The organism is uncultured Psychrosphaera sp., assembly GCF_947500655.1.
Classification (GTDB): domain Bacteria; phylum Pseudomonadota; class Gammaproteobacteria; order Enterobacterales; family Alteromonadaceae; genus Psychrosphaera.
In genome coordinates, this window is record NZ_CANMSK010000009.1 from 65465 (window position 1) to 77852 (window position 12388).

The 12388-nt window shown below is 38.4% G+C and carries 8 protein-coding genes; 3 read left to right on the plus strand and 5 right to left on the minus strand.

Annotation, left to right across the window (positions count from 1 at the left end; all coding sequences use genetic code 11):
• Positions 1-85 precede the first annotated feature (85 nt).
• The 5 genes from Q0940_RS09450 to thrA form a co-directional block, all read right to left on the minus strand.
• Positions 86-2500 (minus strand): cadherin domain-containing protein, encoded by a 2415-nt coding sequence (locus Q0940_RS09450; protein WP_299267495.1) that lies wholly within the window; start codon positions 2498-2500, stop codon positions 86-88.
• Between the two features lie 89 nt (positions 2501-2589).
• Positions 2590-3318, minus strand: a complete 729-nt coding sequence (gene ung / locus Q0940_RS09455) for a uracil-DNA glycosylase (RefSeq protein ID WP_299267496.1) — start codon at positions 3316-3318, stop codon at positions 2590-2592.
• A 148-nt stretch (positions 3319-3466) separates the two neighbouring features.
• Complete coding sequence (thrC, locus tag Q0940_RS09460) at positions 3467-4741, minus strand: threonine synthase (protein WP_299267497.1); 1275 nt, start codon at positions 4739-4741, stop codon at positions 3467-3469.
• A gap of 63 nt (positions 4742-4804) precedes the next feature.
• On the minus strand, positions 4805-5788 hold the full coding sequence (gene thrB / locus Q0940_RS09465) for a homoserine kinase (RefSeq protein ID WP_299267498.1): 984 nt from the start codon (positions 5786-5788) through the stop codon (positions 4805-4807).
• A 2-nt stretch (positions 5789-5790) separates the two neighbouring features.
• Entirely contained in the window at positions 5791-8241 is a 2451-nt protein-coding gene (thrA, locus tag Q0940_RS09470) for a bifunctional aspartate kinase/homoserine dehydrogenase I (RefSeq protein ID WP_299267500.1), read from the minus strand.
• A gap of 449 nt (positions 8242-8690) precedes the next feature.
• Here thrA and Q0940_RS09475 point away from each other — a divergent pair, with 449 nt between their 5' ends.
• From Q0940_RS09475 to Q0940_RS09485, 3 genes are all read left to right on the plus strand, one after another.
• Positions 8691-10457, plus strand: coding sequence for an ATP-binding protein (locus Q0940_RS09475; RefSeq protein ID WP_299267502.1), 1767 nt, complete (start codon positions 8691-8693; stop codon positions 10455-10457).
• A 109-nt stretch (positions 10458-10566) separates the two neighbouring features.
• A complete protein-coding gene (rdgC, locus tag Q0940_RS09480) occupies positions 10567-11472 on the plus strand; it encodes a recombination-associated protein RdgC (RefSeq protein WP_299267504.1) in 906 nt (301 codons plus the stop codon).
• Positions 11473-11718: 246 nt separating this feature from the next.
• On the plus strand, positions 11719-12327 hold the full coding sequence (locus Q0940_RS09485; protein ID WP_299267508.1) for a DUF2726 domain-containing protein: 609 nt from the start codon (positions 11719-11721) through the stop codon (positions 12325-12327).
• The last annotated feature ends 61 nt before the right edge of the window (positions 12328-12388 follow it).

Below are 12388 nucleotides of genomic sequence, written 5' to 3' on the forward strand. Positions count from 1 at the left end.
GTTATTTCGTCCTGAAATGTATTTCCAATTACCATCTGTGTGAAAAGCGCTAATATTAAGGTAAACAGCAAACTCAATTCGTTATTTAATAAATATAAACGGCACCAGAGTTGGCTGCAGTCCCTACGTCTCCAGTTCCGGTAGTCGCACTTTCTGAGCCGTTAGTAATTATACCCGTTGCAGAATTAGCCTCACCATAAGCCCCTATCGCCAATATCTCGACATCATTGCTTAGTGCTAGGCTGGCACCAAAATGATCCCCAGCTTCTGTATTTGAAGCTTTAACGTAAGAGGTTTGCGCCCAACTAACGCCATCGTTAGTAAATAAATACACCGCGCCGGATTCAGCTTCTGTGGTAGCTGCCGAGGTTTCAGAGCCATCTGTAGTAATACCTGTCAGACTAGAGTCCTCACTAAATGCTCCAACAGCTAAAGTATTACCATCGGAACTTAATACAACATCATAACCAAATCCGTCACCAGCATTTGTGTTTGATGCTTTTATATACGCAGTTTGCGTCCAATTAACACCATCATTATCAAATAAATACACAGCACCGGAGTCAGCCTCAGTTCCAATATCTCCTAGCCCCTCAGAGTCATCAGTAATAACACCAGTTGCACTATTATCTTCTAAGTAAGCGCCAACCGCTAGTGTGGAGCCATCAGCATCAATAGAAACACTATGACCAAATCTATCACTAGTACCTGTATTGGATGCTTTAATATAAGCTGTTTGGATCCAATTACCACTGCTATCACTAAATACATAAACAGCGCCTGAATCAACGACCTTTCCCGACTCTGTATTGGTACTACCATTAGTGATCCCTACAGCACCATTCTCTTCTTCTTGAGCTCCTACGGCTAAAGTATGTCCATCGCTACTTAAGTCAAGACTACGTCCAAAATTATCACGAGCTTCAGTATTAGACGCTTTTACATAAGCTATTTGAGACCACGTTCCGCCACTTTTATTAAATAAATACACTGCACCTGAAGATGTAGCTCCAGAAATATTAGGGGTTTCAGATCCATTAGTCCCATCTGTTGTAACCCCCGTAGCAGGATTACTTTCTTGATATGCCCCAATAGCTAAGACTGTTGCGTCACCGCTTAATGCAAGGCTATAACCAAATTCATCACTAGCCCCTGTATTAGAAGCTTTTATATAAGCAGACTCTGCCCATACATCACTAGTATCGTTATAACTAAATAAATAAACAGCACCTGAGTTATTCGCTGTTCCTGAGTCTGTAAGCGGAGCTGAAGATGCGACACCAACGTCGCTATTATCTTCTATGTAAGCACCTACAGCTAATTCTGTTCCATCGTCATTTAATGCCACACTTATACCAAAGCGATCTGACAGACCTCTGTTTGATGCTTTCACATAAGCAGTTTGCACCCATTTACCAGTATCATTGTTGTTAAATAAATATACAGCTCCTGAGTCATTTTCAGTGCCGCTTTCTGTAGTTTCTGAACCATCTGTTATAATACCAACAGCTTCATTATCTTCAGCGTAAGCACCTACAGCTAATGTGTGACCATCACCACTTAACGCTATACTGGTACCAGGTATATCGCTACTGCCAAAATAATCACTATCACCTGTATTTGATGCTTTAACATAACCAATCATTTTTGTAATATCTGCAGCGGTTAAATTATTCTCTGTTGACGTTTCAAATTCGCCATCTGATGAGGCTAGAATAAAATAATCTGCCGATAAAGCGCTAACCAAGCTACTTACAGTGGCAGTAGTAGTTAATAAATCGGTAACAGATGTTAATATATTGCAGTTATTTGTTTGAGATGTGTCTTTTTCACATACTGTGTACAGCACAGATTGGCCGCTACTTATCGCAGCAGAGTCCCACGCTAGTTCCATTTCTTTAATGTCACCGTCTGACGCTTCAATCGTATTTAAAGAAAATGCCGCTAAACTAATATCATTTATGTCAAGGGTGACTGTTACAGATGAACTATTACCAGAAGTATCTGTTGCCACAACGGTAAAGGTATAGCTACTTTGATTTTCAAAGTCCGGATTTACGGCTAATGTCACTTCACCTGTTTCGGCATCTATCGTAAACAAGGCACTGTCACTGCCTGATAAAGTATACGTTGCACTACTATCATCTGAAGTGGCTTTATACACCAACTGTCCTGCTCCGCTATTTTCATTTATAGCGACGGCGCTTGTGTTAGACGTAATAGTTGGTGGGGCTGTATCCGTATCATCCGTGGTATCCGTATCATCCGTATCATCCGTATCATCCGTATCATCCGTATCATCCGTGGCATCCGTGGTATCCGTGGTATCCGTGGTATCCGTGGTATCCGTGGTATCTGTGGTATCCGTAGTATCTGTGGTATCACCACAAGATGACAAAGTGAGTACGGCAGTCATAACAACTGCCCATATACCATTAAGGAATGCTTCAAATACATCGGTAGACGCAAGGTTACCGACCTTTGAATAAAATGAAAACATACTGATTATTGCCTTCTACTGTTCTAATCCTAAAAATTCTAGCACAACTTTAGTCATAGTCTAGTTAACGTAACTAACTAGCCTAGCTTTCACAACAAGGTCTGCTGCCCTAGCTTCTGACTTTTGTTTTCCTCTTTAGCTTCATCTAATATCAATTTAGGTTGCCAATCTATTTGCGCTTGTCCCTGCTTTTTTAATATTTCATTTGTTTTTGAAAAATGTTTACAACCGAAAAAGCCGCGATGGGCAGATAGTGGTGATGGGTGTGGTGCATTTAAAATATGGTGTTTATTGCTGTCGATTGCCGCGGCTTTTTTTTGTGCGTGACTGCCCCACAATAAAAACACTAAGTCGCTTCTTTGCTCATTTAACGTGCTTATAATTTTGTCAGTAAATTGCTCCCAGCCTAAACTTTTGTGCGAGTGCGCTTGCCCTGAGCGTACGGTTAAAACTGTATTTAATAGCAAAACGCCCTGCTTTGCCCAATCTATCAAATAGCCATGTTTTGGTATTTCAAACCCATTAATATCGGAGGCGAGTTCTTTGTACATATTACGCAGCGACGGTGGAATTTTAATACCTGGCTTTACTGAGAATGCCAAACCGTGAGCTTGGTTAATACCGTGATAAGGGTCTTGACCAAGGATCACTACTTTTACGTCTTTTAAGGCGGTTAAATCAAACGCAGAGAATACGTCTTCATCGGTCGGGAAAATATCAATCCCTTGCGCTCTTTCTTCAGCAACAGTGGTTAAAGTATCTTTAAGGTAAGTTTGTTGCTGCTCTTGAGCTATTACTGATGACCAGGTTAATGACATGACACTTTCCGCCTTAGCTGTTTAAGATACGTGGCGTTTTATTTGCATTCTAAAAACAAAAAAACGCTGTAGATGCATATTATTAATAAACACCTACAAGCGTCAGAGATTCGAGTTACGAGTTACGAGCTAAAGAATGTTCATTAACTTATGCAGTTAAATACGCGCGTAGTTTATCAAAGTCGGCGTCCATTGTTTCGGATAATATTGGTAATCCGGCAACAGCTGCTAATTCTGGTGGTAATGGAATTAACTCACCTAGAATATTCTCAACACTTTCTTTAAATTTAGCAGGATGCGCTGTGCCTAAGAACACACCAACTTCATCTTCAGCCAAACCATGTCTTAATGCTTTATAGGCAATAGCGCCGTGCGGCTCTGATACGTAATCGTTTTTATAAAGTTGTTTAACGCCTACTTGGCTTGAGTCTTCGTCAATCATAATTGAAGACAGCAAGTTTTTATCAAACCAACCTAAGTCCATCATGTGTTGAATACGAGGCCAGTTATTTGGTTCGCTCACATCCATTGCATTGGAAATCGTTGCAACAGTTGTTTTTGGATCCCACTCGCCCGTTGTTAAAAAGCGAGGAACGGTATCGTTTTCATTAGTCGCTGCAATAAAGCGTTTAATTGGCAAACCTAATACTTTGGCAATAATGCCAGCAGTTAAGTTACCAAAGTTACCACTTGGAATTGAGAATACTGACTTATCACGTTGTTCAACAGGAAGCTGAGCAACCGCTTCAAAGTAATAACAAACCTGAGCAAATAAACGACTGATGTTGATAGAGTTGGCTGAGTTCAGACCAATCTCTTTGCGTAACTCAGCGTCTTCAAACGACGCTTTAACTAGCGACTGGCAATCATCAAACGTGCCTTTTACAGCGATAGTTTCAATGTTGTCGCCTAAGGTACAAAACATCTTTTCTTGTAAGCGGCTGATTTTATTTTCTGGATATAAAATAACAACACGAATATCTTTTATGCCATGAAACGCATGAGCAACGGCTGCACCAGTATCACCAGATGTCGCTGTTAAAATAGTAAGCTCACCTTGTTGATTAAACTGATTTAAACACTGAGCCATAAAACGTGCGCCAAAGTCTTTAAACGCTAACGTTGGGCCATGAAACAACTCTAAGCTGTAGATATTGTCATTAACGTGTTTAAGCGGTGCTGGAAACTCAAACGCTTTGGTTAGCATCACTTCTAGGTCGGCTTGGCTAATTTCATTATCCATTAAATGTGACAGTATTATGCTGCTACGTTTAACAAATGGTAATGCCAATAATTCGTCGACATTAGATAATGGTTTTATCTGTTTTGGAAAAAACAAACCTCTGTCGCGGCCTAAACCTTGTTTTACGGCTTGCTCAAAACTTACCTGCTGATCATTATGTTTTATATTCTCTAACAGCATGGTTACCTCTTATGACTTTCTTTAATTAATTTAATAGGTGTTTGCATTTCAAGTTTTAGATTTTTAACTAACTTGAATATCTTTTGCACCCAATGTTGCACATTGGCAAATATGAACAAAACCTTTATCTGCAAGGATATAGTTTTGCTCAAGGTATTCTTTATATTGCTGAGCTTTGGTCAAATCTGTGGTTAACGCAAACAGCGTAGGTCCGGCTCCGGATATGCCAACCGCTAATGCATCCTGTGCTAATAAGTATTGCTTTGATGTTTTAAATCCAGCAATTAAGTCGGCTCTGTACGGTTCTGCAATTACATCTTTTATAGTCTGTGCCGCCAAGGTTTGCTCGCCTTGATACAGATACGCAACAAACGCGGCTAAGTATTGTGCGTTGTCGATGGCAACCGACTTATCAACTTGTTTTGGTAATACTTCTCTAGCTTCTTTAGTTGGTAATGAAAAGCCAGGAAATGCCACAACCCAATACCAAGAATCTGGATTTGGTAAACTGATCACAGGTGCCTGTTCATGAGGACTCATTAACTGCAAACCACCAAAATAACTTGGCGCTACATTGTCATAATGTAAGTCACCGCTAGCACCCGCTTCTACTTCCCCCATCAATACCAATAATTCTTGATCAGAGTATGGGAAATCAAACAAACGATTTAACGCAGTTAAACTTGCCACTACAGAACAAGCGCTTGAACCTAAGCCACTACCAACAGGCAAAGACTTCACTAACTCCATCTTTACAGCAGGAAATTGCTCAGGGTTGGTTAACTTATTTTTAAATAGCGAATAGGCTATCCACGCCAAGTTTTGGTTTTTATCATCAGGACATACGTGAGCAAATTCACCTGAGTTAATTAACTGGTCTTGCTCTGCAAATTCAACATGAACCGTATCCCCCAAAGGTTTTTGGTCTACACGAATTAATGCTGCCCCCAATAGATCAAAACCAACACTCACGTTGCCTGTACTGGCTGGCGCATAAGCCGATGCTTTGCGCCCAATAAGATCTGTTTTTATATTCGCAGTAGACATAGTTAAAGCATAACCTCTTGTTGCCAGCTTAATGTTCTCATTACATCGCCAAATACACCTGCTGCGGTAACGGCTGCGCCTGCGCCATATCCACGTAATACAATTGGAATTGGCTGATAATATGCACTGTGAATTGCCAATGCATTTTCACCGTTTTTAACGGCATATAGAGCGTTATCTGGCCCAACTGAGGCAACTTTAACTTTACACTTACCGTCTTTGATTTCGCCAACATAACGTAATACTTCACCATTTGATTTCGCATTTTGGTTAAGCGCTTCAAATGTTGGGTCTAGCTCAGGTAAACGTGCTAAAAATTCATCCACAGTACCTGAGGAATCAAAATCATCTCCAAGTACAGATTCGATTTCTATGTCTGATAATTCAAGTTCCATTCCTGATTCTCGCGCCATGATCAATAACTTACGCGCTACGTCCATCCCGCTTAAATCATCACGTGGGTCAGGTTCTGTGTAACCTAATTCTTTCGCGCCTATTGTGGCTTCTGACAACGTATTGCCTTCATCTATTTTACCAAATATGTACGACAGTGAACCTGACAATATACCTTCAAATGCTAATAATTCGTCACCTGCATTAAACAAACCTTGTAGTGTGTCTATTACTGGCAAACCTGCGCCAACCGTCGTTTCATATAAAAATCGACGCATAGTTAATTGCGCAGTTTCTCTCAATTCTGAGTAGTAAGCCATGCTGCCAGTGTTGGCTTTTTTGTTTGGTGTTACTATATGGAAACCTGCAGCTAAAAACTCAACGTATTGACTTGCAACACTTTCTGACGACGTACAATCCACTAACACAGGGTTAACCAAATGATTGTCTTGCACAAAACGCTTAATGTTTAACAAGCTAAACGTAGGCTCAGCTTGTTGTAATTGCTCGCTGTAATTTTCTAGGTTTATGCCTTCAGCATTTAACAATAGCTTTCTGCTATTAGCGATACCGTAAACGTTTAAGCGGATATTACGATTTTTCAACCATTGTTGTTGGCGTTTTATTTGCTTAATTAATTCATCACCAACCACACCACAACCTAATATAAATAAGTCGATTGATGGGATTTTAGTAAAGAAGTTTTCATGGCAAACTTTTATCGCATCTTCACACTTACGGCGTTCTACCACCGAAGATATTGAGCTTTCAGTACTGTCTTGAGCTATTGCTAAAATGTTTACTCGCGCTTGCGCTAACGAAGTGAAGAATTTTGCGGCTATACCTTTATGCTGACGCATACCTTCACCAATAAGCGAAACAATAGCTACTTCATCATTTACTTTTGGTTGGTCTAATAAGCCATTTTTAATTTCTAATTCAAATTCATTATGTAATGCATCTAACGCTTTTTTACGATGTTCTGAGAAGATACAAAAGCTGATGCTGAATTCCGATGAAGATTGTGTAATTAACACAACAGAAATATCTTCATCAGCCATGGCTTTAAACGTTCTGCTGGCTATACCAACTACGCCTTTCATGCCCGGACCTATTACCGTCAACATGCAAACGTCATTTAAGCTAGATATTGCTTTAATTGGTGTTGTCTTGTTTGCTTCAGTCCCTATTAAAGTACCTTTTACACTTGGGTTTAATGTATTTTTAATTACACATGGAATTTTGTAGTGCGCTAGTGGCCCAATTGTTTTTGGATGTAAAACACTGGCACCAAAGTAAGATAATTCCATGGCTTCTGAATAAGATAATTTGTCGATTAAGGTTGCGTCTTTTACTTGTCTTGGGTCGGCGCTATATACACCGTCAACGTCAGTCCATATTTCACAAGTATCGGCATGTAAACATGCAGCAACAATAGCAGCTGAATAATCACTACCGTTACGACCTAAAGTAGTTAATTGACCATTTTCATTAGCAGCTGTAAAGCCCGGTAATAAATACACTTCTTTACCGCTTTGCATTTCATCCATGATGGCCGCACGACTTAGTTCTATATTGGCTACACCATTTAAAAAGTCTGGGCTGCTGATAATTGATTGTGTTGGCTCTAACACTTGAGATTTTAAGCCCATAGCATTAAACACTTGCTGCATAAGCAAAACACTAAATACTTCACCACGACTTATTACAAACGCTTTTATGTGATCTGGACAATACTTTAATAACTGCACACCGGTTAGTTTGTTATCTAGCTCGGTGACTATTTTTTCAATTTGGAAAAGTAATTCTTGTTCAGATTCACACTTAGATGTTTTAGTGATTTGTTCAAAGTGCGATTTTAACGCCGCTAAACTCTTTTTAAATTCAGCACCAGACTCTGCAATATCACATAGTTCAACAAGTTGATTGGTCACGCCTTTAGGAGCAGAAAGCACAGCCGTCGTAATAGAGGTTTGAGCTTGTTCCGCAATAATGTTTGCAACAATGGCAAAACGTTCATGACAGGCTAACGAGCTACCACCAAATTTAACAACTTTCATAACTACTTTCCTTTTATTAAACAAAAGCCCGTGATATTCATCACGGGCTTAGCAAGTATTGTGCGCACCAGTGAATACACTACCCCGTTAGGGTGGTGTTATTAATAATAATGGTGTTGAACATATTCTTTTTCATGTGTGTAAAATCTGATTATTGGAGTAAAAAGTCAAGTGCTTTTTACGACACTTATAATTGCATTGAGTGCAATTTGCTAATTAATAGTCAATTAAAGCCATAATGCTTTTGTCATCAGCACTGTATATTGGTATAACTAAGAAGTTAAATATTATTATTTGTGTAATATGTTTTATTAACTACGCTCAAAAGCATGTGAGTGTATGTAAGTAATTTGACTAATCAATTGTAAATAATGGACGAGCATTAGCTTCTACTGATTGTAGAAACTAAAATGCCATATAACTTAAGTTAATCTAGGGAACTTAGCCCGATGCAGCCAAGTAAAAGTATATCCAGACGTCTTTTAGTAAGCGTACTATCAGTCTATTTTATATTAACCTTTGTTGTTACCTGCGCGCAGATTTATGCCGACTACTCCAATACCAAAAATTCCATAAGTCACGAATTGCGCAACTTAGAAAAAACCTTTAGCGCCAGTTTAACTCGAGCTATCTGGGAGTTAAATACGCCACAGGTAGTGTCTATTTCTGAGGGATTGTTAGAAATACCTATGGTTGAAGGGGTATTAATTCGTGACGACAATCGTGAATTGCTGACTCAAATGGGTGGCATTGCCAATATTGCCGACTTCCAAGCAACTGAGCTTAGTGAAGTTGGTGCAGTCATTTCTAGTCAAGATGGTTTATTTGGTTACACCTTTCCACTGATCTTTGAATTTTCAGGCCGAACCACTCAAGTTGGTGATGTAACTCTGTTCTCTAGTAGAGAAATTGTTTTTAGCCGCATCATGCTCAGCATTTTATTTTTAATCGCCAGTGCCATTATCAAAACTATTTGTTTAGTCGTTTTATTTTCTCTAGCCTTTAAAAAATATCTAACTACACCTTTAAGCGAACTAACTGAAGAAATTGAAAAAATCGATATGGAAAATATTGATGATGCACAAATACAAATTGATCAAGAAGAAGAAAACGAACTTACCGTTATAAAACATTCGTTCAACGACTTAATGTCAAAAGTATCTAGTTCACAAACTGAACTCAAACATGCACAAAAACAGCTGGTAAAAACAAACGACAGACTTGATCAACAAAACCTAATGTTAGAGCAAGAAGTGGCGAAGAAAACCGCTAATTTAAGTCAAGCCATGATGGACTTGCAGAAACAAAAATATCAATTAGAAACACAACAGAAAACCTTGCGAGAAGAAATTGAAACTCGCCGAGGTACAGAATCCGAATTAGTACACAAAACTACTGAACTGGAGCATACCATTGATACTTTAGGCATGGCCCACGGCAAATTGGTTGAGTCGGAAAAACTAGCCGCCCTTGGTGGCTTAGTTGCGGGTATTACACACGACGTTAATACACCAATAGGTGTGGGCGTTACGGCAACTAGCTACCTTTCAGATCGCTTTAAAGAGCTAGGTAAAAAGTTTGATGCCAAATCACTTAGCGCCAGCGATATGAAAAACTTTATTAATGAAGGTAATCAAAGTATTGAATTGCTAAACAATAACTTAATCCGAGCTAGCGAGCTCATTGCTAGTTTCAAACAAATTGCAGTTGACCAAGCAAGTGAAGCAATTAGAACCATTAATTTAAAAGACTACTTAAACGAAATAATTCTGTCTTTAAAACCTAAATTAAAAAATTCAGCTTATAAAATCAATATTGACTGTCCTGACGATATTGAAATGAAAGTACCTGCCGGAGCAATTTCACAGATATTTACTAACTTCCTGTTAAATAGTGTTATTCATGGCTTTGATGGTAAAGAAAAAGGTCAAATTGATATTATCATTACCGACTCTGGCGACTCGGTAAAAATAGAATACACAGATGATGGCCACGGCATTAGTAAAGAGCAGCTAAGCCATTTGTTTGACCCTTTTTATACCACTAAACGCGAACAAGGTGGCTCAGGTTTAGGCACTAACATTGCTTACAACTTAGTGAAACAAACTTTAGATGGTGAAATAGAAGCACAAAGTGAATTAGAAAAAGGACTCACTTATCACTTAGAAATACCTAAGATAAAAAAAGAGCTTTCTTCAACTGACTGGATCAACTAAGAAGTCGCATTAATACCAATTACATTAAAATAGGCTGCAAATGATGCAGCCTTTTTTGATTTTGTTTGTTACTATCTTGTCCCTCGCAAATATGGAATAAGAAACAATTATGTGGTTTAACAACGCCTTTATTTATCAATTTACTAAGCCCTTTGAAACATCAAATGAAGTGTTAGAGTCATCACTTAATGAGCATCCGTTTCGTCCTTGTGGTAGCCAAGATCAATCAAAACAAGGTTGGGTTTCTGCCATTCCTGGTACAGAAAATATGGTTCATATTGCTGGCCACAACGCTCTTGTTTGTTTAAAAACCGAAGAAAAAGTATTACCTACTTCAGTAGTAAAAGATGCCTTGGAAGAAAAGGTTCAATTGCTACAGAATGAACGCGGTCAGAAAGTCGGTAAAAAAGAAAAACAAACCTTAAAAGAAGAGATCATTCAGCAATTATTGCCGAAAGCATTTACTAAAAGCAGTCGTTTGTACGCTTATATCAACCCTGAAAAGAAAATTCTTGTGGTTAATACCAGCAGCGCAAACCGAGCTGAAAACCTATTAGCCTTTTTACGTCAATCTATTGGTTCATTACCAGTTCTTCCACATAAGCCTGATGGCGACTTAATTGTGACTATGACACATTGGGTGAAGAACAACGATTTACCAGCGCCATTCGAATTTGCTAACGACATAGAACTCAAAGCATTAGATGAAGAAGCAGCAGCGGCTAAGTTAAAAAATCATGATGTGACCGAAGAAGAAGTTCAGTTACATATTAGCAACGGCAAATATGTGCACAAACTAGCGTTAGTATGGGCAGAAAAGATCAAGTTTAACCTAAACGAAGATGCCGCATTAAAACAAATTAAGTTCTTGGATATTGTAAAAGAACAAAATGACGATGTTGCCAGCGACGATCATTTAGCTAAGTTTGATGCTGACTTTGCATTAATGACAGGCGAATTAAATGAATTAATTGCCGAATTAGAAAGAACTTGGGTTAGCCCTGAAACGTTTTAATTCTGCTTATTTAAAGCCTGTAACGGTTGTTAATTAAACGTCAACACCAGACTTTAAAACTATAAAAAAACCAGTTCAGTTGAACTGGTTTTTTATTATCTACACCTTACAAATGATTTTCTAATTAAAGCCTTTTAAATATTTTCACTTTATCTTTATCAAAAATCCTCCGCGTCAAATTTTATTGGCATTGATCCTGCTAAGTTCAAACATCAGTTATTCAGTAACAAATTTTTGGAGATTTATATGGAATGGGCGTTAATTTTATTAATGTTGTTAATTGTTACCGTTGCACTTGTCGCAACCCACTTTATGGACAGCAGCAATCCGTATCCATTTAAGAAGAAAACTCAACTTTTAACGAGTATTGAACGAGGTTTCTTAGCTTTATTAGAAAAGGCTGTTGGTGATGACTTTAAGATCATTAACCGGGTAAAACTTAATGATATTATCGATATTAAAGATTCAGTTTCTGCCAAAGCAAAACGTGCTGCGTTATTAAAAGCATCGTCAAAATATATAGATTATGTATTGTGCGATCCAAATACATTCAGAATTATTGCTGCCGTTGACTTAGTTAACCATAATAAAGGTGGTCATAAAGCCAAACAAGATTGGTTTATAAATGGCGCACTTGAAGCTGCTGGCATTCCACATATTAGAATTAAAGTAAAAGCGGGTTACCAAGTAGAAGAAATTAGAAGCGGAATTATGTACAAAATTGGTAAAAAAGAACGTTCTAATCCGCCTGAGCCGATTATTAAAGGTAATATCCCTAGACGTCCGGTAGCTGCATTATCTTCATCGCAAATTAAAGCACAATTATCTGCACCTAGATTTTCTAGAGCATCATAGTTTCGGGTGAGAATTAACGCTTTTAATTCATAGTTATACAAAAAGGAGGTGTTCCCTCCTT

Excerpts from the sequence above, each read along its gene's own strand:
- thrB (WP_299267498.1), bottom strand. The coding sequence starts at position 5,788 with ATGTCTACTGCGAATATAAAAACAGATCTTATTGGGCGCAAAGCATCG.
- Q0940_RS09450 (WP_299267495.1), bottom strand. The coding sequence starts at position 2,500 with ATGTTTTCATTTTATTCAAAGGTCGGTAACCTTGCGTCTACCGATGTA.
- thrA (WP_299267500.1), bottom strand. The coding sequence starts at position 8,241 with ATGAAAGTTGTTAAATTTGGTGGTAGCTCGTTAGCCTGTCATGAACGT.
- ung (WP_299267496.1), bottom strand. The coding sequence starts at position 3,318 with ATGTCATTAACCTGGTCATCAGTAATAGCTCAAGAGCAGCAACAAACT.
- Q0940_RS09485 (WP_299267508.1), top strand. The coding sequence starts at position 11,719 with ATGGAATGGGCGTTAATTTTATTAATGTTGTTAATTGTTACCGTTGCA.
- rdgC (WP_299267504.1), top strand. The coding sequence starts at position 10,567 with ATGTGGTTTAACAACGCCTTTATTTATCAATTTACTAAGCCCTTTGAA.
- thrC (WP_299267497.1), bottom strand. The coding sequence starts at position 4,741 with ATGCTGTTAGAGAATATAAAACATAATGATCAGCAGGTAAGTTTTGAG.
- Q0940_RS09475 (WP_299267502.1), top strand. The coding sequence starts at position 8,691 with ATGCAGCCAAGTAAAAGTATATCCAGACGTCTTTTAGTAAGCGTACTA.